The sequence below is a fragment of the Velazquezella soli genome, assembly GCF_977018685.1.
The window spans coordinates 12,284-38,687 of sequence record NZ_CDRNXF010000004.1; the positions used below are offsets into that span (position 1 = coordinate 12,284).

Genomic DNA, 26,404 nt, shown 5'->3' on the forward strand with positions numbered 1-26,404 from the left:
TCTACCAACGCCGTTCGAAGCGGCGTCGCAAGAGAATTGCGCCAACATTCATCAAGATCAGGAACAGGAGCAGGATCATGATCGCTCCCGAGGTTCGTTCAACGAAGGCGCGTTCCGCCTCGTTAGCCCACATGTAGATCTGTACCGGCAGCGCTGTCGACGGATCCATCGGCGTGGTCGGATAGTTCGCCACGAAGGCGACCATGCCGATCAAGAGGAGCGGCGCGGTTTCGCCAAGGGCGTGCGCGAGGCCGATGATCGTACCGGTCAGGATACCGGGCATGGCAAGCGGCAGGACATGGTGGAAGATGGTCTGCATCTTCGAGGCACCGAGCCCGAGCGCTGCAGCACGGATCGACGGTGGCACTGCTTTCAGTGCCGCGCGGGTGGCGATGATAATGGTCGGAAGCGTCATCAGCGTCAGCACCAGGCCGCCGACCAGCGAGGCCGAGCGCGGCAGGCCCATGAAGTTGATGAAGACCGCGAGACCCAACAGACCGTAGACGATCGACGGGACCGCTGCGAGATTGTTGATGTTGACCTCGATCAGGTCCGTGAACCGGTTCTTCGGGGCAAACTCTTCAAGATAGATCGAGGCTGCGACGCCGATCGGCAGGGACAGGACGAGCACGATCAGCATCATATAGAAGGAGCCGATCAGGGCGACGCCGACGCCGGCTGCTTCCGGACGGCTGGACGCGCCGTTGAAGAAAATGCCGGTGTTGAATTCCTTGGCGAGCGCACCGCTGTCGGTCAGCTGCTTCATCCATCCGACCTGCTGGTCGGACACCTTGCGGCTGGTTTCCGCCACGTCGAGATTGATCTGGCCTTTCACGGCGCTGTCGATATCGCCGGCCGCCAGGAGCGAAACCGTCTGGGTCGTGCCGATGATCTCAGGATCGGAAACGACCATATCGCGCAGCTGGCCACGAACGCCGTCCGAAATCATCTGGTTGACGGCACGCAGACCCTGGCGATCGTTTTCGGCGACGCCCAGAACCTTCGCCAGCGCATTGCGGGCGACGATCGGGTAGTTGGCCGTCATCAGCTTGGCCGGATCCGTAGCCCGCACATTATCCTTGTCGATGATCTGCTGCGAGAACTCCACAGGGATGGTGATCATCGTCTGCTGAAAGGCGGTATAGCCCTTCGAGACGACCGACCACAGAAGGAGCATCAGGAACAGGATGCCGAACGAGAGAGCAGCGATGCCATAGGCACGAAAGCGGCGCTCGGCGGCGTAGCGGCGTTTGATACCGATATCGCGACGGGCAGGCTTGGCCAAGACGCCGGCGGTGGAGGAAACCACGTCGGTCATTCGTACTGCTCCCGGTATTTGCGCACGATGTAGAGCGCGTAGATGTTGAGGCAAAGCGTGATCGCAAACAGCGTGATGCCGAGTGCGAAGGCGACGAGCGTCTGCGGCGAGGTGAATTCAAGGTCGCCCGTCAGCTGGCTGACGATCTTGACGGTCACCGTCGTCATCGGCTCGAACGGGTTGAGCTGCATGCGGGCGGCGACGCCGGCGGCGAGCACTACGATCATGGTTTCGCCGATGGCGCGCGAGGCGGTCATCAGAAGTGCGCCGACGATGCCCGGCAGTGCTGCCGGCAGGACGACCTTCTTGATGGTTTCGGACTGGGTGGCGCCGAGACCGAGCGAGCCGTCACGAAGCGTTCCCGGCACGGCGGTGATGATGTCGTCCGACAGCGACGAGACGTAAGGGATCAGCATGATGCCCATGACGAAGCCGGCAGTGAGAACGCTCTGTGCCTGGATGAAGTTGCCGTAATCGCCTGTGACAAGGCCGTTCAGCTGCGAAGACAGGTCGCGCAGGAATGGGCCGACCGTCGTCAGGGCAAAGAAGCCGTAGACGATGGTGGGAATGCCGGCGAGAACTTCGAGCAGAGGCTTTGCCACGGAGCGGACACCGCGGGAGGCGTATTCCGACATGTAGATCGCGGAAAACAGGCCGCTCGGGACGGCGACGAGCATGGCGACGAAGCCGATATAGAGTGTGCCGAGAAGCAGCGGGATAAGGCCGAACTGACCAGCCGAGTCCGTGGCGCCGGCGGCCGCAAAGCGCGGATCCCACACGGTGCCGAAGAAGAACTCCCACGGCGGGATGCTGGTGAAGAAGTGCGTCGCTTCCGTCAGCATCGAGGCAACGATGCCGACCGTCGTCAGGATCGCGATCGAGGATGCGACGACGAGGCTGGCGAGGATCACCTTCTCGACACGGTTGCGGGCCCGAAACCGTGGCGCGATGCGCGTGTAGGAAAAGCCGGCGCCGATCAGGGCTGCCAGAAGGACTACCGCGGTCATAACCCAGTTGCTGATCTTGGTCATGACGTTGAGATCGCCAGCGGACTCGACCATGTATGGTTCGGGGTCGCCGGCAAGCGGGACGCCCTTAGCGCCAAGCGCTGCGCGCAGTTCGACGGGATTTCCGCCGATGCGCTCGATCTCGTCCAGGCTCAATACGTTCATGCCGCGCGCAAGCGAGCTTACCATGCCGAAGGAGAGACCCTGTTCGGCCGGCGAACGCGCCTTTACGTCTTCAGGAAAGCCATCGAGGACAGTGGAGTTGATATAGAGGGGGCTGACGACCAGCCACGCGGCCAGGATGAGAACCGATGGCAGAACGGCGCAGAGTGCGACGAAGGTGCCGTAATAGCCCGGACGTGAATGAAGCTTTGAGGAACGGCCGCCGGCGATTGCCAGGGCGTGCCTGGTTCCGACAACGTAACAAGCGATCGCAATGATCGCAAGAACCAACAAAATCAATGGTGTGCTCATTAAAATCCCCCGGCCTACCGCCATCGACGGCACCCATTACCGCACAAATCCCACCATCGGAACCGATATATTTCGCCACCCAAAGCGCAGCGATCGGCGCCAGGCGTTGCTTCTGTCGCGCGGCGGACCAGCCTGATCGGCCGGCGCGATAGCAAAGAAGACCGGCGCCGCAAAAGCGGCGCCGGATCCTTGATTACATGGTCTTGCCGGCTTCGAAGTCCTTGCGGACCTGTTCGCGCTGATCGTCCGGAGCAGCAACCAGGCCGTATTCGGCGAGCGGGCTGTCAGGGCCGATCATTTCGTCGGAGATGAAGAACTCAACATATTCCTTGAGGCCTGGGATAACGCCGAGGTGAGCCTTCTTGACGTAGAAGAACAGAGGGCGCGACACCGGGTACTTGCCCGAAGCAATGGTTTCGGTGGAAGCAACGACATCCGAAACGGTCGCGACCTTCAGCTTGTCCATGTTGTTTTCATAGAAGGCCAGGCCGAACACGCCGAGGCCGGTCTTGTTGGCCGAGATGCGAGCGAGGGTTTCCGTGTAATCGCCGTCGATGTCGACAGCTGCGCCGTCCTTGCGAACTGCAACGCACTTGGCAGCAGCCTGCTTGGCATCGGTGATGGCAGCCTTGATGACGTCCGTCGCGCCGGCTTCCTTGCAGCCTTCAGCCATGATCTTCTCTTCGAAGACTTCGCGGGTGCCGTGCTTGGAGCCTGGGATGTAAGCTGCGATCGGGCCCTTCGGCAGGGTCGCATTGACTTCCGACCAGTTCTTGTAAGGGTTGGCAACGAGCTTGCCGTCGACGACGACTTCAGCGGCCAATGCCTTGTAGAGATCCTTCGGGGTGATCTTCATGTCGCCGTTCGACGAGTCGGCGGCGAATACGATACCGTCGTAACCGATGCGGATTTCCTGAACGTCCGTGACGCCGGCAGCCTTGCAGGCTTCGGCTTCGCTCTTGTTGATCTTGCGCGAAGCATTGGCAACGTCGATCGTGCCTTCGCCGACGCCGGAGCAGAATGCCTTCAGACCGCCGCCCGTGCCGCCGGACTCAACAACCGGTGCCTTGAAGTTCGGGTTGGTCTCGGCAAAGGTCTCGGCAACGATCTTCGCATAGGGAAGAACGGTGGAGGAGCCGGCAACCTGAACCTGGTCGCGTGCGGATGCAACGCCGGCAAAGGCAACAGAGGCCACGAGGGCTGCTGCGGAAAGTTTGAACATGTTCATCGAAGTTCTCCCGGTATGGGTTTCCAGAAATCTTGTCATGCCGGCCTCTTAGACATTTGCCGGCTCTCGGCCCGCTGGTCATAGCCGCCCTTGGCCTTAGCTTTTATGTCACTTCGGTGAAACATTTGTGACAATTCAAGCTGTTGAAAATATTGACGTTCTGGAAGAGACCGGGAAAACTGGGTTGGTTTTATGTCAGAAACGGACGGTAAACTCCGTCCCCTTGCCGAGTTCCGACTTCACAAGCAGGCGGGCGCGGTGCCTGGTGAGGATATGCTTGACGATGGCAAGCCCCAATCCGGTACCCTTCTTGGAGCGGCTGTCGGCGACGCTGACGCGATAGAAACGCTCGGTCAGGCGCGGAACGTGCTCCGCCGGTATGCCCGGCCCCTTGTCGATGACATTGACTTCGACCGGCAGCCTGCCGCCGCCTTTCAGGAAGACATCGACGAACTTGCCCTCCTGACCATACTTGCAGGCATTCTCGATGAGGTTCTCGATCACTTCGATCAGTTCGTCTCGATCGCCCAGCACATCGACCCTGCCTTCGGGAAGATGCAGGCGGATTTCGACGCCCAGTTCCTCAGCCAAAGGCAAGAGCGCGTCACTGACATGGATGATCAGCGGCTTCAGGTCCACGGTCTGGTCCGGAGCGATATGCGACTTCAGTTCCAGCCGCGACAGGGAGAGAAGGTCGTCCACCAGTCGGCTCATCCTGGTCGCCTGGTCGAGCATGATGCCGAGAAAGCGTTCCTGCGCCTTCGGATCGCCGCGAGCCGGGCCCTGAATTGTCTCGATGAAGCCTCTGAGCGAGGCAAGCGGCGTTCTCAGCTCATGGCTTGCATTGGCGACGAAATCGGATCGCATCCGGTCGATGCTGCGCAGTTCGGAGACATCGCGGAACGACAGGAGGTAATAGTTTCCCATGCCCGGCGCCAGGCCGCCGATATCGATCGGCGCCACGCGCAGGATGAAGACCCGTTCGGACGGAAGGCGCTCAGAATGTTCGATCTGGTTCGGCTGGCCGGTTGCGATAGTTTCGCGCAGCATGTCGAGAATGCCGGGCGACCGCAGCCGCGCTGTCAGATGGGTGCCGATCGGCAGATCGCCGAAGGCCCGCTCCGCCGCCTTGTTGCGGTAGAGAACGGAGATGTCTCCACCCAGCACCACGACCGGCATGTCCAGCGTGCCGAGAGTTGCCGAGATCAGCGGCAGCGGGTCGAAGACGGGTGGCTCCGGAACAGGCATTTCAACCGGTACGACAGGTATCTCCGGCAAGGGCCGGGACAGGACGGCGACGACGAGGGGAAGCCAGAGCACGAAGACCAGAAGATCGTTCGCGCCGGCAACAAAAGCGATCACCGCGATCGTCGAGAGCAGCAGAAGCAGCAGCCACTCGCGCCGGAAGCGAAGTGCCAGCTCTTGCGCAAACCCGCGCTCTTCCTTCGGCAACGCTTCCACGCGCGAACCCCTTTTTGTTTGGTCGAACTTGCGGTCATATAACGCTTGCATGACAGATATGCATCGGTCCTGAGGGAAACCTCAAGCCCTGCAAACCGTTGAAGCAGTCGCAGCCGTTTCGGCCGCCGAAGGAAAAAGGACAGCAATCATGGCAGAGACAAGCAGCCGGTCAGCGGAACTAGAAATCGATGGCAAGCTGAGGCATTTCGACATTGACGATCCGAAACTGCCCGGCTGGGTGCATGATCACGCGCTGGAATCCGGCGGCTTTCCCTATGACCACAAGTTGGACAAGGAGAAATACGCCAAGCAGCTGGAGAAGCTGCAGATCGAGCTCGTGAAGGTGCAGTACTGGCTGCAGGATACCGGCAAGCGGATGATTGCGCTGTTCGAAGGCCGGGATGCTGCCGGCAAGGGCGGTACGATCATGTCCATCCGCTCCTATATCAATCCGCGATCTGCACGCGTGGTGGCGTTGAGCAAGCCTTCGCCCACCGAAGCGGGCCAATGGTATTTCCAGCGTTACGTGTCGCATTTCCCGACGTCGGGCGAGATCGTGCTGTTCGACCGCTCCTGGTACAATCGCGCCGTGGTCGAGCCTGTCATGGGCTTCTGCAAGCCGGGCCAATACGAAGCCTTTATGAAGGACGTGCCACAGTTCGAAGAGATGATCGTCGACGACGATATCCATCTGTTCAAGTTCTGGCTGGATATCGGCCAGGAAATGCAGCTGAAGCGGTTTCACGACCGGCGCCACGATCCGTTGAAGATCTGGAAGCTTTCGCCGATGGACATCGCGGCACTGAACAAATGGCCTGACTACACCGCAAAGCGCGACCAGATGCTGGAGCGAACACACAGCAAGCTTGCGCCATGGACGGTGGTGCTGGCAAACGACAAGCGGCGTGCGCATCTGAACGTCATCCGCCACATTCTTGGGTCCCTCGATTACGAGGGGAAAGACAGGGATGCGATCGGCGAGATCGACGACAAGATCCTCGGCTTTGGCAGCAAGTTCCTGAAATAGAGACAGACAGGTGAGTGAGCCGGACGACGTTGTCGTCCGGCGTTCAGGGTTCAGCCTGCGGGCAAAATGCGGACGGAGTAGAGCAGGACCGGTCTGTCGGCACCGTCGAGGCCGGTATTGATCAGGATGCGACCCGGCGCGTTTGGCGCGATCGCCCGGTCGAAGCTGACCTTGAACAGGGCTTCCAGTCGCTCCTGGGTTGCCGTGAACCGATGTCTTGCGCAGCCCCCAAGGCTGCCGAAATCGCAGCGTATCGACATCTGGACACCTTGGTTGCCGCCAGCCTGGACGGTGACTGCGATGGTGGCCGGCCCGCCTGCCAGGCGCTGCAATACATCCGCCGGAACCGTGACGGCGATATCACCGCCGGTTTGCGGGGTTGCCGACAGGAGCCGAACGGCTGGACCTTCCGAACCGGTTGCAGCCTCTGCCTTTGCCTCGCGACCGACCTGCAGCGTATCGATCTGCTTCGGTTCGAAGACCTGCGCCCATTCATCGGAAAAGCCGCCGCGAGGATCAAAGCGCGCATTGGGACCCGCCTGCGATTGCGACGCCCGGTTGGCGGCCTGCAGGGCCTCGTCCATCACCGACTGGACCAGGCCCGAATTATAGAAATACCAGCAAGCGACGCCGACGACTGCAAGCGAGATGACCCATTTCAGCAGCCAGGAGATCAGCCGCTGACGACGGCTCTTGCGCGGCTTGGCTGCAGGGTTCGTCTCGGCGTCGAGAGATCCGCGCCGCTTCCTGCCGCGCTCGGGCTTGGCAACAGGCGGTTGGCCACGTTGCACGCGGTCCGGCTCGACCGAGGTCAGTCCGTCCATCTGCGGCACTTCGGATGAGGCCGGACGGAAATCCGGTCGCGCGGCGCCGAGACTTCCGAGATCCCCGGCCGACTGGACATCGTTGGGCTGCCTCTGGTCATTTGCCGGGGATGGTGCGCGTGTTGCGCCGCCGAGACCGGTATCCGGATCGGGGGCGGCTACCCTTTCATCCGCAACGATCGGGGCTGCGACATCTGGAGCTGCGGCTCTGGCCGTGGCGGCAGGTGCGACAACCGGGTCGATGACAGGGTGAGTGATCTCGTCAGGCTCGATAGCGGGACCGGCCAGCCGGTCCACTTCCTCCGTCTCGATCTCGCGGATCTTTTCTTCCAGCCGCTTTTGCTGCTGCATGACAATCAGCTTGTCGGTCACGCCCTGGCGCTGCAGACCTGCTTCCAGCGCCTGTCGCGCCGACTGATAAATCCGTGCCCGCGTGTCGCCATCGGTCCGATCGGAACGATCAAGGGCATTCCTGATGGCTGTTTCCAAACCGCTCACTGCGGATCCTTCCGGTTGTGCATACCCGACTGCCGGCCTTGCTGAAAAGACGGCGTTAATTTTCGGTAACCTCTCCGTCGCTGAACTGCAAGCCGGTGGTCAATGGCCTTCCTTCGCCAAGATTGGGGAGAAGATATGGTTAGGCGTGAGAATGCCGCGGAAACAGCCGCTTATCGAGCCGCCAGTGCGCATGGCACGCATACCTTCGCCAGACGGCGCCATCTTTCCCGAGCCGAATGCATCTGCTAAAACCGATCTTACGTGTGCGTAAACGTAAATCAAAAGGAGATTGCCGATGCTTCCGGACGTGCTGAGACAAGGACTGCGAATTCCCGTCGTGGCGTCGCCGCTGTTCATCATCTCGCATCCGGCACTGACCTTGGCGCAGTGCAAGGCCGGCGTGATCGGCGCCTTCCCTGCCCTCAATGCTCGACCGGAAAGCCAGCTGGACGAATGGCTTGCCATGATGACCGAGGATCTTGCCACCTATAATGCAGCCAATCCCGACAGGCCGGCCGCACCGTTCGCCGTCAACCAGATCGTTCATACGTCCAACAGGCGGCTGGAACACGATCTGACGATGTGCGTGAAATACAAGGTGCCGATCGTCATCTCCTCGCTCGGCGCGGTGCCGGAAGTGAATGCAGCGGTCCATTCCTATGGCGGCATCGTGCTGCATGACGTCATCAACAACCGGCATGCGAAGTCCGCGATCCGCAAGGGTGCCGATGGGCTGATTGCTGTCGCAACCGGTGCCGGCGGTCATGCGGGGACGCTGTCTCCCTTCGCGCTTATTCAGGAGATCCGCGAGTGGTTCGACGGCCCGCTCCTGCTCGCCGGCTCGATCGCCACCGGCGGCGGCATCTTGGCGGCGCAGGCGATGGGGGCCGACATGGCCTATATCGGCTCACCCTTCATCGCCACGCATGAGGCACGCGCCGTCGACGGCTACAAGCAGATGATCGTTGAATCCTCCGCTTCCGATATCGTCTATTCCAACTATTTCACCGGCATCCACGGCAACTATCTGAAGGGCTCAGTGACGGCGATGGGGCTCGATCCGGATGCGCTTCCAAGCGCCGATCCGACCAAGATGGATTTCGACGCGGCTGTAAGCGGCCCGAAGGCCTGGAAGGACATCTGGGGCGCCGGCCAGGGCGTCGGCGCCGTTAAATCAGTGACCTCAGTCGCGGATCTGGTCGGCCGCTTGGAGCGCGAATATGCAGACGCGCGCACAAGGCTCGCCCTCTGATAGTCCAAGGAGCGCATCGATAAAATTTCACGCCAATCGAAAACCGGCTTGAAATCACGCCCCATTGCCTGTATCAGCGCCTTCACTCGCAGAAGGCAACACCTTGCGCTGCGTAGGCCGCTTTAGCTCAGGTGGTAGAGCACATCATTCGTAATGATGGGGTCAGAGGTTCGAGTCCTCTAAGCGGCACCATTTTTCCCAATACCTCTCATCTCACCACCCCCTCACATCCGCCCCGATGCCTGCAAATCGCGTTCGGCGCGTTCAAGTGCGCTGGTGTTGAGGACCTTGCGCTGGAGGGCGACCGCGACGGCGCGCATGCGGAGGTTGAACCAGCCTTCGCTGCCTTCGTGGTTGCGGCCGCATGATTCGTAGACATCGAGTTTTTCGTAGAGCTGCTGCAGACGGTTCTGGACGCTGCGGAGCGACAGGTGCTTGCGGTGGGCGATCGCCTTGTCGGTGAGGCCGAGCGCGACGTCGATGAGGATTTCGTATTCGACATCGCTGAGGCCGAGCGAATTGCCGAGGCTTTTCTGCTGGATGCCGCGCACTTCGCGATCGATGACGCATTGGGATTCCATGAAGACACTGCGGAGCGCCAGCTTCAAGCGGTCTTCGGATGCGGATTTGAGCACGTAGCCGTAGGTCGCGCCCTCAGGCACGATGCGCGAGACGCCCCGCACATAGGCCTCGTCGGAATAGTTCGACCAGAACAGGATTTTCGTATCCGGACGTTCGCGCCAGATGGTGCGCGCCGCTTCGATGCCGTTGCGCTCGCTCATCTGCAGGTCCATCACCACGTGCTCGATGCGCGAGGAGCGCGCCTGTGCTTCGCCGATGAGGCCGTTTTCGGCCTCCACAACGCTACGGCACTCGGGAAGGGCCGCGCGCACCGCCTCATGGAGATAGGAGCGGTGAAGCGCATCGTCCTCGATGATCAGGACATCCATCATCATCCTATCTCTGCCCCGTTTTTCGGCTGTATCGGGAGGGTCAGCCGCACGAGCGTGCCGCGATCTTTCGCGCTGGTGATCTCGAACCTTGCGGAGATCAGCCGCGCGCGGGTCTTCATGTTGTCGATGCCGTGGCCGGCGCGGTTTTCGGGCGCGCCGATGCCGCCGCCGTCATCCTTCACCTCGATCGAAAGAGCCCTGCCCGACTGGGTCAGCGCCACCTCGATCCGGTCCGTCTGGCCGTGGCGGATGGCGTTGTTGACTGCTTCCTGAACGATCCGGAACAGGGCGATCGCCACCGTCGGATCAAGATCGCGAAGCGTGCCGCCGGTCTCGTCGGTCATCTCCCAGGCGATCGTCTGGCCGCTTTCGCGCACCGACCGCTCCAGATGGTTCTCGATCGCCTCGGCGACGCCGAACAGTTGCAGCACAGTGGGCTTGGCTTCCTCGATGATCTCGCGGAGATCGTGCATGCATTGCTGCATGGCGCGGCAGAGCGGCTCCAGCGCATCGCCCGGCACGCTCGCAACACCCGTCAGCTTCTCCATGCGGCGGGTCAGCCGGGTGAGGTCGGCGAGCGTCTGGTCATGAAGATCCATGCCGATCCGCTGGCGTTCCGCCTCCAGGGCCTCGGTGAGTTTGAGGGCGCCGAGCCGCAAGCCCTCTTCGCGGGCGCTGGCTTCGGTCTGGATCACGGCCGAGCGCTTGGCCTGTTCGGCGGCCCGCAGCGCGAAGAAATAGGGGGCGAGCAGGTCGGCCACCGCGCGTGCGTTCTCGACATCCTCCATCGTGTAGCAGTCATACTGCCGGCTGGAACAGCTGAGCGCGCCGATCACGTCGCCTTGGGCTTTGAGCGGAACATGGAGACGGCTTTTGAGCGACAGCTCGATGATGGGGCTCGCAAAGGCGCCGTCGAAATGGAAGCGCGGATCGGTCAGGGCATTGCCCGAGAGAAGATAGTCCACCTCGCCAGCCAGCAGCGTGCGGATTGGACTGCCGGTCAGAAGTGCGGGCGGCTCCTTGCTCCAGGCGGTATCGAGGCCGCTTTCGTAGGCAATATGGTATTTTCCATCCAGCATCTTGATGCAGACATCGAGATGGTCGTGCGGGATGATATGGCTGATCTCCTCGCCCACGGCCTTGATGATCGCATCGAAATCGAGCTGGCCTGCCAGCAATCTCGAGATGCCGAGATAGCGGTCGAACAGAGAGTTGCGCGCCGGATTGAGCATGATCAGGCCTCCTCCCAGGCCTTGGCGACATTAAGCGCCAGCTTTTCGGTTGCGTCCTGCGGGAACCCGCAGACTTTGCGCGAAAGCCCGCAGAAAGCGTGCTTGGATGCGCCTGTACAACATTAGAAAACTCCTCCATTCTCGATTTACTGAGCAAAAGGGGCTCAGGGCAATCATTATCTCCGGACACCCGTTGAGGAGCGGCCCGGGGATATAGAGGGAGCTTTTGGGAGGAAATCATGAATATCAGAACGATGCTTGCGGCATCCGTTGCCGTCGCGTGCCTGTGTGGTCCGGCGCTTGCCGATACCTCATCCAAGAAGATCGCGCTTTCCAACAATTATGCCGGCAATTCCTGGCGACAGGCGATGCTGACGAGCTGGGACAAAATCACCAAGGAAGCCGTTTCCAATGGCGTGGTCGCAGCTGCTGATCCGTTTACCACGGCCGAAAACCAGGCGACCGAACAGGCCGCCCAGATCCAGAACATGATCCTGCAGGGTTATGATGCGATCGTCATCAATGCCGCGTCGCCGACCGCACTCAACGGCGCCGTCAAGGAAGCCTGCGACGCCGGCATCACCGTCGTGTCCTTCGACGGCATCGTCACCGAACCCTGCGCATGGCGCATCGCGGTTGACTTCAAGAAGATGGGCGAGAGCCAGGTCGACTATCTCGCGAAGAAGCTGCCGAAGGGCGGCAATCTTCTCGAAATCCGCGGCCTTGCCGGCGTTTCCGTGGACGACCAGATCCATGCCGGCATTCAGGCGGGCGTTGCCAAGCACAGCCAGTTCAAGGTGGTCGGCTCTGTTAACGGCGACTGGGCGCAGGACGTGGCCCAGCGTGCGGTTGCCGGTATCCTGCCGAGCCTGCCGGATGTCGTCGGCGTGGTGACGCAGGGCGGCGACGGGTATGGTGCGGCACAGGCATTTGCCGCCGCCAAGCGCCCGACGCCGACAATCGTGATGGGCAACCGCGAAGACGAACTCGTCTGGTGGAAGCAGCAGAAGGACAAGGACGGTTACGAGACCATGTCGGTCTCGATCGCGCCTGGCGTTTCGACGCTCGCCTTCTGGGTCTCCCAGCAGATCCTCGACGGCAAGGAGGTCAAGAAAGACCTCGTCGTGCCGTTCCTCAGCATCGACCAGGCCGGCCTGGAAGAAAGCCTGAAGACCACCCAGAAGGGTGGCGTGGCGAATGTCGAATATTCGCTGGCAGACGCCCAAAAGGTGATCGACGCCAAGTAGCGTCGCCTCCCGCGTGCCGGGCCGCGAGGGCTTCGACCTCTCGCGACCCGGCATGATTTCCCATCAGACAAACAGACTGCGATCTGCATGAGCGAAACCTTGAACCGACAAGAGGTTGTGGCCGCGCGCGGCGTCCGTGTGACTTTCGGAGCCGTGAAGGCGCTTGATGGCGCCGACCTCGTGATCCACGCCGGCGAATGCGTCGGGCTGGTCGGCCATAACGGTGCCGGCAAGTCCACCATCGTCAATGTCATCAATGGCGGCTTGTCTCCCCATGAAGGCACACTCAGCTACAGCGGCAACGATGTGCGCGGCATATCGGCTGCACGTGCCAACGGCTTGCGCTGCGTGTTTCAGGAACTGTCGCTCTGCCCGAACCTGACGGTCGGCGAAAACGCCCGCATCATGCATGCGGAGCTGAAAGGATGGAACTGGCGCGGCCGGGCGCTTTCGCTGGTGGAAGCCCAGTTGCAGGACATCTTTCCCGGCCATGCGATCGATTGCGACAGCACGGTCGACGACCTCTCGATCGCCGAACGGCAGATGGTGGAGATCGCCATCAGCTTTGCCGGTATCTCGGCTCCGCCGAAACTGGTCATCCTCGATGAACCGACGTCATCGCTCGATGCCGGGCTTGCGGCACAGCTGATGGCCTATATCCGCAAGTTCGTCGCCGCCGGCGGGTCGGTTCTGCTGATCTCGCATATTCTTGGCGAAATCCTCACCACCTCCGACCGCATCGTTGTGATGAAGGATGGACGCGTGGTGGCAGACCGCGCCGCTTCAAAATTCAATAACCGCAGCCTTGTCGAGGCGATGGGCAATGTGGTGCGCGAGCAGGAGCTATCGCGCAAAGCGGTTGCAAAGTCGGGCGCTCCGGTGCTTTCGATGCCGGCGCGGCGTGGGCACGGGCATGGACAGGGAAATGCTTTGCCCTTCGAAGCCTATCGCGGCGAGATGATCGGGCTTGCCGGTCTCGGCGGCCATGGCCAGACGCAGGCGCTGCTCGATCTCTATCTGGCGCGCAACAGCAACTGGTTTCCGACGAAAAAGCGCGACATCGCCTTCGTCGCCGGTGACCGCAGCCTGAACGGCACGTTTCCGCTCTGGAGCATTCTCAAGAACCTGTCGATCGCTTCGCTCGACCAGCTGTCATCGAAGCGGATGATCGATGGCGACCGCGAGACTGCGCTCGGCGAAGGCTGGAAGAAGCGGATCGAGATTCGCACGCCCGACATGGGCAACCGCATCCTGTCGCTTTCCGGCGGCAACCAGCAGAAGGTTCTGTTTGCGCGGGCACTCGCGACCACCGCAGATATCGTGCTGATGGACGATCCGATGCGCGGCGTCGATATCGGCACCAAGCAGGAAGTCTACGAGATCCTTCGTTCCGAGGCCGCCAACGGCCGGACATTCATCTGGTACTCGACCGAAATGGACGAAATCCGCCTCTGCGACCGGGTCTATGTGTTTCGCGAAGGCGCGATCGTCGCCGAACTTGTCGGTGAGGAAATCAGCGAGAAGAGCGTGCTATCTGCCTCGTTTGCGCAGGGAGAAGCGGCATGAAGATTTCTTCCGGGACCATTCGCCTGATCATTCCCGCCGCATCGCTGGTGCTGCTGCTGGCGGCCGTCTTCTACATGCAGCCGCGCGCCATGAGCTATAACGGCCTCAACCTGCTGTTCAATCTGGCGGTGCCGATTGCGCTCGCGACGATCGCCCAGATGCTGATCATGTCCGTCAACGACCTCGACCTGTCGATGGGCACGTTTGTGAGCTTCTGCGCCTGTGTCGCTGCGACGCTTTTGCAGACCTCGCCGGCACTCGGCATCCTGATCCTGCTCGGAGCGATCGCGACCTATGCCGTCATCGGCGTCGTCATCCATCTGCGCGAACTGCCGTCGATTGTCGTCACGCTCGGGATGAGTTTTGTCTGGGGCGGGCTTGCGGTGCTGATCCTCCCCTCGCCTGGCGGTACGGCACCGGCATTTGCACGCTGGATCATGACCGCCAAGCCGCCACTGGTGCCGATGGCGATCGTCGCCAGCATCCTGATCGCCGCCGTCACCCATACTATCGTGATGCGCTCGTCGTTCGGCGTTTTGATGCGGGGCGTCGGCGGCAACGACCGTTCGGTTGAGCGGGCCGGCTGGTCGGTGATCGGCATTCGCGCCGGAACCTATGCGCTGGCCGGGCTGTTCGCCGTGCTTGCCGGCATCGCGCTGGTGGGGCTTACCACCTCTGCCGATGCGAATATCGCCCTGCGCTACACCCTGCTATCGATCGCCGGCGTCATCCTTGGTGGCGGTGAGTTCGTTGGCGGCAAGGTGTGGCCGATCGGGGCCGTCATCGGCGCGCTGACGCTGACGCTTGCGGGGTCGTTCCTCTCCTTTATGCGGATCTCGCCGGACTGGCAGATCGGCGCGCAAGGGGCGATCCTGATCGTCGTGCTTGCCCTTCGCCTCGCCCTCAACCGTCTCGAAAAGCGGGAGAAGAGCCAATGACCGTGCAACGTCTTCTCGTCGCCAAGCCGTGGATCTGGTCGTTTGCAGCGACCGCCATCGTCTGGGTCATCACCGTTCTCTTTACCGGCGGAGCAAGCTCGTTCGGCCTGTCGCAGGCAGCGCTGACCTTTGCCGCCTTTTCGGTCATCGTCGGCATAGGCCAGATGTTCGTCATCACGCTCGGGCCGGGCAATATCGATCTGTCCGTGCCGGCGACGATGACGCTGTCAGGCACGCTTGCCCTGAAGCTGATGGATGTGCAGGACGGCATGATCGTCGTCGGTCTTCTTGCCTCTGTTGGCATCGGCCTCGTTGTCGGGCTGGGCAATTACATCCTGATCAGGCTCTTGCGCATTCCGCCGATCATCGCGACGCTGTCGATGAGTTTCATCGTCCAGTCGGTGGCGATCTGGAGCAATCGCGGCCTGCGCATCAAGCCGCCGGAAACGCTGGCGGAATTTGCCACATCCGGCCTGCTCGGCATTCCCAATGTGGCGCTGGTGGCGTTGATCCTGTCGGCCGTAGCATGGGTGCTTCTGGAAAAGTCGATCTACGGGCGCTGGATCTCGGCGATCGGCCAGAGCACGTTTGCGGCCCGCATGACCGGCATTCCCGTCGATGGAACCCGGCTTGTCACCTATATGCTGTGCGCGGTTCTCGCGTCCGTCTGCGGTTATCTGCTGGCGAGCTTTTCCGGAGGTGCTGCGCTCAACATGGGCTCGGAATACCTGCTGATGTCGATTGCCGTCGTGGTCATCGGCGGCACGGCGGTGGCGGGTGGAAATTCGAACATACCGGGCATCTGGGGCGCCTCGCTGTTCATGTTCCTGGTGGTGTCGATGCTCAACACCTATGGCTTCGGCGCCGGTGTGCGCCTCATCCTCACCGGCACGATCATCATCGCCGTCATTCTTCTCGCCGGCGGTCGGCAATCGAGCCGATAGATTTTAAATACTTCAGACACATTCAACCGGACGCAATGCCATGTCGAAGACATCTTCACCTTACGAAATCCACGACGACCGCTTCCGGCACCTGATCGTCCCGAGTTCAGGCCTGGAAGAACTCTATTCGGACTGCCGCTGGGCGGAGGGGCCTGTGTGGTTTTCCGATCTGCAATGCCTGATCTGGAGCGACATTCCCAACCAGCGGATGCTGCGCTGGGTCAAAGATGGCGGCGTTTCGGTGTTTCGCACGCCTTCCAATTTCACCAACGGCAATACCCGCGACCGGCAGGGGCGGCTTGTCTCGTGCGAGCACGGTGGCCGCCGCGTGACACGCACGGAGATCGACGGCTCGATCACCGTGCTTGCCGACAGCTACGAGGGCAAGCGGCTGAATTCGCCCAATGACGTGGTGGTGCGCTCGGATGGAAGCGTCTGGTTCACCGACCCGACCTATGGCATCAAATCCGATTACGAGGGTTTTCGGGCAGAGCCTGAACAGGCGACCCGCAACGTCTATCGGCTGGATCCGGAAACCGGCGAGATCGACGCGGTGGTGACTGATTTCGGCCAGCCCAACGGGCTCGCCTTCTCGCCGGACGAAAAGATCCTCTATGTGGCCGACTCCTCGTCGAGCCATGACCCGTCCGCGCCGCGTCATATCCGCGCCTTCGATGTCGTGGACGGCAGGCAGCTCAAAAACAGCCGGGTATTTTGCGATATCGACAACGGTCTGGCGGACGGGTTCCGCGTCGATGTCGACGGAAATGTCTGGACGAGCGCCGGAGACGGGGTGCATTGCTTCGGTTCGGACGGCAAGCTTTTGGGAAAAATCCTGCTGCCGCAGACGGCGGCGAACCTCACCTTCGGCGGCCCGCGGCGCAACCAGTTGTTCATCACGGCAACGAAATCGCTCTATGCGATCTTCCTTGCAACAACGGGCGCCGGCGTTAGCTGAGCAAGTGTAAAATTAGCAAAACGCAATCCATGGTGAGGCAAGCTTCGGTTATTATTCAACAACCCGTCGCTCACCGCCAAGGAGCGTCATTCGGGAGGATTGGCTACCCGCCGTAGGCGGTCCTCCCGTCATTCACGCGTCACGCGATACCAGTCACGCGCTCCGCGAAAAATCAGCCAGCCGATACGTCCGCATCCTGTTCTGCAAACATCATCTGCAGTTCCATCTGGACGGCATGCATGAACAGTGCGGCCTGCCTTGAGATTTCCTGGTCGTCAGCGCCGCGCTGGCGCATGGACCGTGCAAATTCCGCCATTTCCGTTCTCCAGAACTGGTTGGCGGCGTGGCCATGAAGATCACTCAGGGTTTCAGCACATCGTCTGACATCACCAGTGCGTCGATCGGCCGGGAACTGTAAGAGCGTCATTTCAACTCCGTAAATACCGGGCGAATCGCCCGTACTGAGCGAAACAATGAGCTTTACTCCTTCACAAAAGCTGAACGAGGCTCGCAGAGGTGCGTTCCCAAACCTCGCGAAATCGTTAATATATTAGTTTTTCTAGATATTCGGCGATTGCCATCGACGATGTCAGCCCTGGCGACTCTATTCCGTAGAGCGCCGCATACCCCGGGTGACCCGTCTGCTTCGGTCCCTGAATGAAGAAATCTCCCCCGCCGCCTCCCTTGGGACCGACGACCTTGGGGCGGATGCCGGAATAGGCGGGAACAAGCGTGCCATCGGCAAGGCCCGGCCAGTAACGGCGGATGGCGGAATAGAACTTCTGCGATCGATCGGGATCGACGTCATAGTCGACCCTCTCCACCCATTCGACGTCAGGGCCGAACCGTGCCTGACCGGCCATGTCCAGCGTCAGATGCACGCCGAGCCCGCCGGGTTCCGGCACCGGATAGATCAGCCGTTGCGCCGGCGCGCGTGCGGACAGCGAGAAATAGGATCCCTTGGCATAATGGCGTTCGGGAATGGTCGCGGGGTCGAGACCTTCGAGACCGGCGGAAATGCCCCACGCGCCGAGGCCTGCAGCATTGACGACCAGCTTTGCTTCGACATCAACCGGATCGGCTCCACCGACCGACAGGCGTATTGCGCCGTCGAGCAGCGCGCCGCTCAGAACCGGAGAGCTGAGGACGATGCTGCCGCCGTTGTTCTCGATATCGGCGATATAGGCTTCCATCAGCCGGTGGCTGTCGATGATGCCGGTCGAGGGAGAAAGCAGCGCCTTGAAGCCGCGGATATCAGGCTCCATGGCGGCCAGTTCCGCACCGTCGATCAGCCGGCAATCCTCGACGCCATTCGCCCACGCCTGCTTCAGCAGCTTGTCGAGATAGGCGACCTCTGTCTCGCTGGAAGCAACGACGAGCTTGCCGCAGCGCCGGTGGGGAATGCCGCGCTCCTCGCAGTACTGGTAGAGACTGTGTTTGCCGGCGACCGACAGTGACGCCTTGAGACTGCCTGTCGCGTAATAGAGTCCGGCATGGATGACTTCGCTGTTGCGGGCGGAGGTAATGCTGCCGGTCAGTGATTCGGCCTCGAGCACGATCACCTCGCGGCCGGAGAGCGCAAGGCGACGCGCGATCGCCAGCCCCACCACACCGCCGCCGATGACGACGCAATCGAGCTCCAGTATTTCCGCCATGCCCACTCTCGCAGTTTCCGCCTTCCACGCGGCATGACGGATGTTATACGAGAAATCCGGTGAAGCCAGAGGAGGAAAGCCAGTGCTGAAGATCGTATTCCTGGATCGCGACACGATCGGCCCTTCGGTAACGATCACAAGGCCGGGGTTTGCGCATGAGTGGATCGAATACGGCAAGACGCCTGAAGATGACGTCGCAGCGCGCATTGCCGATGCCGATATCGTCATCACCAACAAGGCACCGGTGCGTGGCGCCTCGATCGCTCAGGCATCGCGGCTGAAGATGATTGCGGTCGCCGCCACAGGTTATGACGTGATCGATCTGGCAGCGGCAAAGGAGCGCGACATCGTCGTTTCGAACGTGCGCGGTTATGCGGTCAACACGGTTCCGGAGCATACATTCGCGCTGATCTTTGCGTTGCGCCGCTCGATCATCGGCTTCCGTCAGGACGTGATCGATGGCGAATGGCAGCGGGCGAACCAGTTCTGTTTCTTCAACCATCCGATCAAGGATCTTGCCGGCTCGACGCTCGGCATTTTCGGCGGCGGGACGCTGGGCAAATCGGTGGCACGGATCGGCGAAGCGCTGGGCATGAGCCCGCTCTTTGCCGATCGCAAGGGATCGACGGAGGTTGCGCCGGGCTATACGGCGTTCAACGAGGTGCTCGAGCGCGCCGATATCATCACGTTTCATATGCCGCTGACGCCCGAGACCCGCGATATGATCGGCATCGCGGAATTCCGGCGGATGAAGCGCAAGCCGCTGGTCATCAACACGGCGCGCGGCGGGCTGGTGAACGAGGCCGACCTGGTGACGGCACTGAACGAGGGCTTGATCGGCGGGGCGGGCTTCGACGTGCTGACGAAGGAGCCTCCGGCACCGGACAATCCGCTGCTTGCCGTTCTCGACCGGCCGAACGTGATCGTCACGCCGCATGTCGCCTGGGCAAGCGACGAGGCGATGCAATCGCTCTGGGCACAGGTCATCGACCATGTGGAGAATTTCGAGAAAGGCGCACCCTCCAACGTTCTGTAGACAGTGTCGGTGGGTGGAGGTCTTGATCAATGCAGCGAACGGAAGCCATCACGCGTCGCAGCCTTGCGGAAACAACGATGGAGGATGCAGCCGCCGCCTTCACCGAAGGCTTTCGCGGCTATGTGGTGAAATTCACGATTTCGCCTGAGGCGTTCTCTTTGCGCATGGCGCGTGAAGATGTCGACCCTGAAGCAAGCGAAGTGTTTTTCGACGGTGACAAGCCCGCCGGGACCCTGCTGATTGCGCGACGGGGGAAACGGTCGCGCGTCAGTGCGCTCGGCATCGGCCCGACGATCCGCGGTCAGGGCCTCGGGACCCGCGTCATGACGGATGCGATTGCCGCTGCAAGGGCACGGGGCGATGACGTCCTTATCCTCGAAGTGATCGATTCCAATATCCGCGCTCGTGACCTTTATCTGTCACTCGGCTTCGAGACGTCCCGCAGGCAGGTTGGCTTCAGCCGCAGCCGGACAAGGCCAGTACCGGACGTGCAAGCAGCAGCCGAATGCGACCAGATGGAAGTGGCCGCGATGCTGTTCTGTTTTGCGGATGCACACCCGACATGGCAGACGGATCCGGTCTGTTTCCGCCATCCCGGTTCGCCGCTGAAGAGCTTTTCGATCGGGACAAAGGCGGTCGCATTGCTTGATGATACCAAGCACGACGTGCGGATCTATGGTTTCGCGGTCGATCCGGCGGAACGGCGCAAGGGTCTCGGCCGCGCCTTGGCCGACAGCCTCGCGGCGCGCTATCCCGGTCGCAGGCTATATACGGCGGAGAATATTGCAGGTGGGTTGCTTGATCCCTTCATGCGCCGCATCGGATGGCGACGCAGCCGGCTGACGCAGTCCGAGATGGTGCTGAGGCTGGATTGATCGGAAACCCAAAAAGGCCCCGCACGCGGCGAGGCCCTTCGATCAAAAATAGCTTATTGAGCGACTACATCCAGTATGGCGGGACGCCGTAGTAGTCGTAAACCGACTTGTCCCTCGCGCTGTAGAAGCTGTCGTCGTCGATATCCTTGTAGCGCGGCGCGCCGGAGATCTGGTCCTTGGTAAGGTCGATCCGGTAACCGTCCAGCTCCTCGTCGTAGTGAAGCTTTTCCCACGGCAGCGGATAGTAATCGTCGCCAATGCCAAGGAAGCCACCGAAGCTCAGGACGGCGTAGGCAACGCGGCCACCCTTTTTCTCCAGCAGGATACGCGCAATCGAGCCGATCCGCTTGCCATCGGCGCCGTAAACTGCGGTGCCTTCGACCTTGTCGCTGGCAATCAGCGAAACGGTATCCTTGACATAGGGGTCCTGCCCCGCACGCGGTTCATGATGCATCATAACGCAACTCCTTTTTGTCGTGTCGTTATGGTTGAAAAACGGCTTGCGGCCGTGGAGGTTCCGCACTTTGCGGCCAAAAGCTTGTCGAGTATCAAGTCTCGGCACGTTGACGCTTACGTCAAAGTTAGATAGCAATTCACGATAGGTTGCGCTGGTCTGTTGGGGCTGACGCATGGCATAATCATCGACGATGGCCGGCGGAGGAGGAAGCCGCCAGCCAGCTGCGCCTGATGCGCGCAGATCGATATGGGAGGAGACGCAGATGAGCGAATTGTCCAAGCAGCCCGCCACAGCGAGGGAAAAGATCTGGCTTGCCAGCTACCCGCCCGGCGTTCCCCCCGAAATCCCACCCCTGGCACATGCTTCGCTCGGCGCTCTATTCGAAAATAGCTTCGCCCGTTATGCCGATCGCCCGGCCTTCTCGAGCATGGGCAAGGCCATCACCTTTCGCGAGCTTGAAGCCGAGAGCCGCAAGATCGGCGCCTGGCTGCAATCGACGGGCTTGCAAAAGGGAGACCGGGTGGCGGTGATGCTGCCGAACATCCTGCAGAACCCTGTCGTTGTCTACGGCATCCTTCGGGCAGGCTATACGGTCGTCAACGTCAACCCGCTCTACACACCGCGCGAACTGCAATACCAGCTGGAGGATTCGGGTGCCAAGGCGCTCTTCGTACTGGAAAACTTCGCCCATACGGTAGAACAGTCGCTTGCTGGCACCGATGTGAAGCATGTGGTCGTAGCAACGATGGGCGACATGCTGGGCCTCAAGGGCCATATCGTCAATCTCGTCGTGCGAAAGGTGAAGAAGCTCGTTCCGAACTGGTCGTTACCCTCGGCGACAAGCTTCAAGCAGGTTCTCTCCGACGGATCGGGCAAAACCCTGACGCCGCAGGATGTGGGACCACAGGATGTCGCGTTCCTGCAATATACGGGCGGCACGACGGGTGTTTCCAAGGGCGCGATCCTGACGCACGCCAATCTTCTTTCCAACGCATCGCAGATGGGCCTGTGGCTGGACACCGCCTTCCTGACAAAGCCGCGTCCGCCGCAATTGCAGTTCCTATGCGCGCTACCCCTCTACCACATTTTCGCGCTGACGGTGAATTCGCTGATGGGGGTTGCGACCGGCAGCCACAATATCCTGATTGCCAATCCGCGCGATATCCCGGCCTTCGTCAAGGATCTGCAGAAATACAAGATCCACGTCTTCCCCGGGCTCAACACGCTGTTTAATGCGCTGATGAACAATGCCGATTTCCAGAAGCTGGACTTTTCGGCGCTGCTGCTTGTGTTCGGCGGTGGCATGTCGGTGCAGCGGCCGGTCGCCGAGCGCTGGCTTGAGATGACCGGTTGCCCGATTACCGAAGGCTACGGCCTGTCCGAGACGTCGCCGGTCGCCACCGCCAACCGGATGGATGTCCAGGGATTCACCGGCATGATTGGCTTGCCGATCTCGTCTACCGATATCTCGATCCGCGACGACGACGGGCTGGAGGTCGAACTCGGCGGCGTCGGCGAAATCTGCATCCACGGCCCGCAGGTGATGGCCGGATACTGGAACCGGCCGGACGAGACGGAGAAGGCGATGACCCCGGACGGATTCTTCCGAACCGGCGACATGGGCTACATGGACGCTGCCGGCTATATCAAGATCGTCGATCGCAAGAAGGACATGATCCTTGTCTCCGGCTTCAACGTCTATCCGAACGAGGTTGAGGAAGTCGTGGCGAGCCATCCGGGCGTGCTGGAATGCGCAGCAGTTGGCGTCAAGGACGAACATTCCGGCGAGGCGGTCAAGGTGTTCGTCGTGCGCCGGGATCCGGAACTGACCGAGGCCAATATCAAGGCGCACTGCATTGCCAACCTGACAAACTACAAGCGCCCTCGCTTTATCGAGTTCCGCGACGCGCTGCCGAAAACGAATGTCGGAAAAATTCTGAGGCGCGAGCTTCGGCAATAGCCAATCGTTGCGCGGCTGCGACAAGCGCTGCCCAACTGCCCCCGTCCGACGAGAGATCACCCGTTTGAGGTGGACCTTGGACGCCTGCTCCGTTAGCCGTTAAGGATAAATAACTTTTTGGCATGTGGAGTTCGCTTGGATAAAAGCGCTGGACCCTTTCGTTGCATCGTCATTGCTGCGCTCTTGGCAGCCGCCCTTTCGGGCTGCGCCGGGCGGCCTGAAGGCGTGCTCGTTCCAGCCGCGGCAGGGGCTGCGGAAACCAAGGGCATATCCAAGGTAGACGTTCTCGTCGCCACCACCCGCCGACCCTCCGAGACGCCGGGCGTGCTGTTTTCCGGAGAGCGCGACAAGACCCCGAGCGTGACCGAAATCAGCGTCTCGATACCCCCCGATTCCGTCCGCAAGATCGGCGAGGTCCAGTGGCCGAAAAAGATCGTGGCGGATCCGACCAAGGAATTTGCGACGCTTTCGGTCACGCCGCTCTCGCCGCAGCGTGCCAGTGAGTGGCTGCGCGGCAACCTGCCGAAAAGCCGACGGGTAATGGTGTTCGTGCACGGGTTCAACAACCGCTACGACGACGCCGTCTACCGTTTTGCCCAGATCGTCCACGACAGCGGCACCGATGTGGCACCGGTCCTCTTCACATGGCCGTCGCGCGGCAGCATCTTTGCCTATAACTACGACAAGGAAAGCACCAACTATTCCCGTGACGCGCTGGAAGACATGCTGAGCCGGCTTTCCAAGGATTCCCAAGTCAGCGAAGTAACGATCATGGCGCATTCGATGGGTTCATGGCTGACAGTCGAGGCGCTGCGCCAGATGGCGATCCGCGACGGTCGCGTGGCACCGAAGATCACCAACGTCATCCTTGCCTCGCCGGATCTCGATGTCGACGTGTTCACCAACCAGTTCTCGGCGCTTGGTCCCAAGCATCCGAAATTCACGTTGTTCGTTTCGCGCGATGACCGTGCGCTCAATCTGTCGCGACGGATTTCGGGCAATATCGATCGGCTCGGGCAGGTGGATCCGACCGTCGAACCCTATCGTACCGAATTCGAGAAGGCCGGTATTACCGTGCTCGATCTGACGGCGCTGAAGGGGAACGATCCGCTCAACCACGGCAAGTTCGCCTCAAGCCCGGATGTCGTGAAGCTGATCGGCAACCGGCTGATCGCCGGCCAGGAAGTGACCGACAGCGATGTCGGACTTGGCGAGCGCCTGGGTGCCGTAGCACTCGGCACGGCGCAGACGGTCGGCAGTGCGGCAAGCGTTGCCGTCTCAACACCGATCTCGATCTTCGACCCGCGCACGCGGCGCAACTACGCCGAACAGGTGGATCGCTTCGGCCGCGCCATCGGCAACACGGCCGAAAGTGCCATCGTTCCGTAAGGCCAGAAGTCCAGGCACGCAGCGAACATCGCGCGCAGCGCTTGATTTGAACGCGAAAGCGAATAGGTTCCCACGCATCCATCCGAATGCGAGGAACGTCCATGCAGACCATCGTCAACGAGCTGAAATCCACTGCCGAGAAGACAAATGCCACGGATATCCGCGCGGCTTTTGCTGCTGATCCCGGCCGGTTCGGGAAATTCAGCGTCAGCTTCGACGACCTCACCATGGATTATTCCAAGACTGCGGTGAACGACGACATCCTCGCTTTGTTCGAGACGCTGGCCGAAGCTGCCGGTGTTGCGAAAAAGCGCGATGAGATGTTTTCGGGCGTCGCCATCAACTTCACGGAAGACCGTGCCGTTCTTCACACTGCCTTGCGCAACCGTTCCAACGCTCCGGTGATGGTCGATGGCAAGGACGTGATGCCTGATGTCAACGCCGTGCTTGCGGCGATGGGCAAATTCGCAGACGGCATCCGCTCCGGCAGCCTGAAGGGCGCAACGGGCAAGGCGATCACCGGCGTCGTCAATATCGGCATCGGCGGCTCCGATCTCGGCCCGGTCATGGCAACGCTGGCACTTGCGCCTTTCCATGACGGCCCACGCGCGCATTTCGTTTCCAATGTCGATGGCGCCCATATCGCCGATACGCTGAAGCATCTCGACGCCGAAACGACGCTGTTTATCGTCGCCTCGAAAACCTTCACGACGATCGAGACGATGACCAATGCCGCCACGGCCCGCAAGTTCATCGCCGACAAGCTGGGTGACGATGCGGTGAAGCATCATTTCTGCGCGGTCTCGACGGCGCTCGACAAGGTTGCCGCCTTCGGCATCGACCAGGACCGGGTGTTCGGCTTCTGGGACTGGGTCGGCGGTCGCTATTCGATCTGGTCGGCGATCGGCCTGCCGCTGATGCTTGCCGTCGGTCCTGAGAATTTCGGCAAGTTTCTCGATGGCGCGCATGCGATGGATACCCATTTCCGCACGGCGCCGACCGCGCAGAACCTGCCGATGCTGCTTGGCCTGGTCGGCTTTTATCACCGCAACGTGCTGGATTACCCGACCCGCGCGATCCTTCCCTATGACCAGCGGCTGCTGCGCTTCCCGGCCTATCTGCAGCAGCTGGACATGGAATCGAACGGCAAGGGCGTGACGATCGACGGCACTCCGGTCGAGGGCAATTCCGGCCCGGTCGTCTGGGGCGAACCCGGCACCAACGGCCAGCATGCCTTCTACCAGCTGATCCACCAAGGCACGAGCGTCATTCCGGCCGAATTCATGATTGCAAAGACTGGCTTCGAGCCGGAGCTTCGCCATCAGCACGATCTGCTGATCGCCAATTGCCTGGCGCAGTCGGCGGCCCTGATGAAAGGCCGGACACTGGATGAGGCCAAGGCGCAGCTGGCAAAGGCCGGCATGGACGAGGCGAAGGCCAGCCACATCGCGCCGCATCGGGTCTTCACCGGCAACCGCCCGTCGATCACCTTCGTCTACGACAAGCTGACGCCGTTTGCGCTCGGCCGGCTGATCGCGCTCTACGAGCACCGGGTCTTTGTCGAAGGCGTGCTGTTCCGCATCAATTCCTTCGACCAGTGGGGCGTGGAGCTTGGCAAGGAACTGGCGACCGGTCTTTTGCCAGTCGTGCAGGGCAAGGCCGCCGCTGACGACCAGGACGGCTCGACGCAAGGTCTGGTGAAGGCATTGATTGGCTGAGACGCCTTAGGATGAGCCGGGTTCGCCCGGCTCATCCTTGATACCACGGAAGCGCATGCCGCACTCGTCGTGATTGGCGCTCCGAGCAACCAATAGCTCCTCACCGAGTTTGTGAAGGCGCGGACACTTCTGCCGTTGCTGGCGAAACGCCCATAGTCTGACCAGGAGCCAAGACAATGCAATCGATCGTCTTCATACAGCCGCTCGTCGCGCTCATCGCGGGGATTGTCATCCTTCTGATGCCGCGCATTCTGAATTACGTGGTGGCGCTCTATCTGATCTTCATTGGCGTTACTGGCCTCTGGCCCAATGTGATGCAAAACATCCCGATGCCAAATTAAGCCTGTCCTGCCGCTGCCTCGTTCTTCAACGAGGACAGCTGGCAGG

23 protein-coding genes and 1 tRNA gene are annotated in these 26,404 nt (G+C 61.1%); 14 read left to right on the top strand and 10 right to left on the bottom strand.

Annotated features, from left to right (window positions below):
- Nucleotide 1 precedes the first annotated feature (1 nt).
- The 4 genes from pstA to phoR form a co-directional block, all read right to left on the bottom strand.
- Entirely contained in the window at nucleotides 2-1,318 is a 1,317-nt protein-coding gene (gene pstA / locus AC0JZ8_RS03650) for a phosphate ABC transporter permease PstA (protein ID WP_113109437.1), read from the bottom strand.
- Nucleotides 1,315-2,799 (bottom strand): phosphate ABC transporter permease subunit PstC, encoded by a 1,485-nt coding sequence (gene pstC, locus AC0JZ8_RS03655; protein ID WP_471891838.1) that lies wholly within the window; start codon nucleotides 2,797-2,799, stop codon nucleotides 1,315-1,317. The genes pstA and pstC overlap by 4 nt, the downstream gene beginning before the upstream one ends.
- Nucleotides 2,800-2,992: 193 nt before the next feature.
- Nucleotides 2,993-4,027, bottom strand: coding sequence for a substrate-binding domain-containing protein (locus AC0JZ8_RS03660; protein WP_062453935.1), 1,035 nt, complete (start codon nucleotides 4,025-4,027; stop codon nucleotides 2,993-2,995).
- 195 nt (nucleotides 4,028-4,222) lie between these two features.
- Entirely contained in the window at nucleotides 4,223-5,539 is a 1,317-nt protein-coding gene (phoR, locus tag AC0JZ8_RS03665; RefSeq protein WP_174195551.1) for a phosphate regulon sensor histidine kinase PhoR, read from the bottom strand.
- Nucleotides 5,540-5,636: 97 nt separating this feature from the next.
- Between phoR and ppk2 the strand changes: the two genes are divergently transcribed.
- The gene (ppk2, locus tag AC0JZ8_RS03670) at nucleotides 5,637-6,515 is read left to right on the top strand and encodes a polyphosphate kinase 2 (protein ID WP_062453936.1); all 879 of its coding nucleotides are present in this window, start codon (nucleotides 5,637-5,639) and stop codon (nucleotides 6,513-6,515) included.
- 50 nt (nucleotides 6,516-6,565) lie between these two features.
- On the opposite strand, the gene AC0JZ8_RS03675 is transcribed toward ppk2, so the two are convergent.
- Entirely contained in the window at nucleotides 6,566-7,837 is a 1,272-nt protein-coding gene (locus AC0JZ8_RS03675) for a hypothetical protein (protein ID WP_162734930.1), read from the bottom strand.
- A gap of 295 nt (nucleotides 7,838-8,132) precedes the next feature.
- Here AC0JZ8_RS03675 and AC0JZ8_RS03680 point away from each other — a divergent pair, with 295 nt between their 5' ends.
- Nucleotides 8,133-9,089: an NAD(P)H-dependent flavin oxidoreductase gene (locus tag AC0JZ8_RS03680; protein ID WP_471891839.1), complete on the top strand. Its 957-nt coding sequence runs from the start codon at nucleotides 8,133-8,135 to the stop codon at nucleotides 9,087-9,089.
- Nucleotides 9,090-9,205: 116 nt separating this feature from the next.
- Nucleotides 9,206-9,281, top strand: a tRNA-Thr gene (locus tag AC0JZ8_RS03685).
- A gap of 32 nt (nucleotides 9,282-9,313) precedes the next feature.
- Here AC0JZ8_RS03685 and AC0JZ8_RS03690 read toward each other — a convergent pair.
- Together AC0JZ8_RS03690 and AC0JZ8_RS03695 are read right to left on the bottom strand one after the other, a co-directional pair.
- Nucleotides 9,314-10,039 carry a response regulator transcription factor gene (locus AC0JZ8_RS03690; RefSeq protein ID WP_062580135.1) on the bottom strand — a complete coding sequence of 242 codons (726 nt, stop codon included), beginning with the start codon at nucleotides 10,037-10,039 and terminating at the stop codon, nucleotides 9,314-9,316.
- 2 nt (nucleotides 10,040-10,041) lie between these two features.
- Nucleotides 10,042-11,274, bottom strand: coding sequence for a GAF domain-containing sensor histidine kinase (locus AC0JZ8_RS03695; RefSeq protein WP_184654130.1), 1,233 nt, complete (start codon nucleotides 11,272-11,274; stop codon nucleotides 10,042-10,044).
- A gap of 239 nt (nucleotides 11,275-11,513) precedes the next feature.
- Between AC0JZ8_RS03695 and AC0JZ8_RS03700 the strand changes: the two genes are divergently transcribed.
- The 5 genes from AC0JZ8_RS03700 (at nucleotide 11,514) to AC0JZ8_RS03720 (ending at nucleotide 16,927) form a co-directional block, all read left to right on the top strand.
- Entirely contained in the window at nucleotides 11,514-12,521 is a 1,008-nt protein-coding gene (locus tag AC0JZ8_RS03700; protein ID WP_471891840.1) for a substrate-binding domain-containing protein, read from the top strand.
- Nucleotides 12,522-12,608: 87 nt separating this feature from the next.
- Nucleotides 12,609-14,087 (top strand): ATP-binding cassette domain-containing protein, encoded by a 1,479-nt coding sequence (locus AC0JZ8_RS03705; protein WP_471891841.1) that lies wholly within the window; start codon nucleotides 12,609-12,611, stop codon nucleotides 14,085-14,087.
- Nucleotides 14,084-15,025, top strand: coding sequence for an ABC transporter permease (locus AC0JZ8_RS03710; protein ID WP_471891842.1), 942 nt, complete (start codon nucleotides 14,084-14,086; stop codon nucleotides 15,023-15,025). Before AC0JZ8_RS03705 ends, AC0JZ8_RS03710 begins: the two co-directional genes overlap by 4 nt.
- A complete protein-coding gene (locus AC0JZ8_RS03715; RefSeq protein ID WP_471891843.1) occupies nucleotides 15,022-15,969 on the top strand; it encodes an ABC transporter permease in 948 nt (315 codons plus the stop codon). The genes AC0JZ8_RS03710 and AC0JZ8_RS03715 overlap by 4 nt, the downstream gene beginning before the upstream one ends.
- A 40-nt stretch (nucleotides 15,970-16,009) precedes the next feature.
- On the top strand, nucleotides 16,010-16,927 hold the full coding sequence (locus AC0JZ8_RS03720; RefSeq protein ID WP_471891844.1) for an SMP-30/gluconolactonase/LRE family protein: 918 nt from the start codon (nucleotides 16,010-16,012) through the stop codon (nucleotides 16,925-16,927).
- A gap of 172 nt (nucleotides 16,928-17,099) precedes the next feature.
- Here the strand turns inward: AC0JZ8_RS03720 and AC0JZ8_RS03725 are convergent, their stop codons facing one another.
- Both AC0JZ8_RS03725 and AC0JZ8_RS03730 read right to left on the bottom strand, forming a co-directional pair.
- Nucleotides 17,100-17,354: a DUF6074 family protein gene (locus AC0JZ8_RS03725; protein ID WP_062453958.1), complete on the bottom strand. Its 255-nt coding sequence runs from the start codon at nucleotides 17,352-17,354 to the stop codon at nucleotides 17,100-17,102.
- A gap of 115 nt (nucleotides 17,355-17,469) precedes the next feature.
- A complete protein-coding gene (locus AC0JZ8_RS03730; RefSeq protein WP_471891845.1) occupies nucleotides 17,470-18,582 on the bottom strand; it encodes an NAD(P)/FAD-dependent oxidoreductase in 1,113 nt (370 codons plus the stop codon).
- An 85-nt stretch (nucleotides 18,583-18,667) separates the two neighbouring features.
- On the opposite strand from AC0JZ8_RS03730, the gene AC0JZ8_RS03735 reads away from it, so the two are divergent.
- Nucleotides 18,668-19,618, top strand: coding sequence for a D-2-hydroxyacid dehydrogenase (locus AC0JZ8_RS03735; protein WP_471893319.1), 951 nt, complete (start codon nucleotides 18,668-18,670; stop codon nucleotides 19,616-19,618).
- Nucleotides 19,619-19,647: 29 nt separating this feature from the next.
- Nucleotides 19,648-20,493, top strand: a complete 846-nt coding sequence (locus tag AC0JZ8_RS03740; protein ID WP_471891846.1) for a GNAT family N-acetyltransferase — start codon at nucleotides 19,648-19,650, stop codon at nucleotides 20,491-20,493.
- Between the two features lie 64 nt (nucleotides 20,494-20,557).
- On the opposite strand, the gene AC0JZ8_RS03745 is transcribed toward AC0JZ8_RS03740, so the two are convergent.
- Complete coding sequence (locus AC0JZ8_RS03745; protein ID WP_113167380.1) at nucleotides 20,558-20,950, bottom strand: PRC-barrel domain-containing protein; 393 nt, start codon at nucleotides 20,948-20,950, stop codon at nucleotides 20,558-20,560.
- A 262-nt stretch (nucleotides 20,951-21,212) separates the two neighbouring features.
- On the opposite strand from AC0JZ8_RS03745, the gene AC0JZ8_RS03750 reads away from it, so the two are divergent.
- The 4 genes from AC0JZ8_RS03750 to AC0JZ8_RS03765 all read left to right on the top strand — a co-directional run bounded on the left by AC0JZ8_RS03750 (nucleotide 21,213) and on the right by AC0JZ8_RS03765 (nucleotide 26,358).
- Nucleotides 21,213-22,910, top strand: a complete 1,698-nt coding sequence (locus tag AC0JZ8_RS03750) for a long-chain-fatty-acid--CoA ligase (protein ID WP_471891847.1) — start codon at nucleotides 21,213-21,215, stop codon at nucleotides 22,908-22,910.
- Nucleotides 22,911-23,045: 135 nt separating this feature from the next.
- Entirely contained in the window at nucleotides 23,046-24,299 is a 1,254-nt protein-coding gene (locus AC0JZ8_RS03755; protein ID WP_062578927.1) for an alpha/beta hydrolase, read from the top strand.
- A gap of 101 nt (nucleotides 24,300-24,400) precedes the next feature.
- Nucleotides 24,401-26,017, top strand: a complete 1,617-nt coding sequence (gene pgi / locus AC0JZ8_RS03760) for a glucose-6-phosphate isomerase (RefSeq protein WP_471891848.1) — start codon at nucleotides 24,401-24,403, stop codon at nucleotides 26,015-26,017.
- Nucleotides 26,018-26,193: 176 nt separating this feature from the next.
- On the top strand, nucleotides 26,194-26,358 hold the full coding sequence (locus AC0JZ8_RS03765; RefSeq protein ID WP_082471821.1) for a DUF3096 domain-containing protein: 165 nt from the start codon (nucleotides 26,194-26,196) through the stop codon (nucleotides 26,356-26,358).
- Nucleotides 26,359-26,404: the final 46 nt, after the last annotated feature.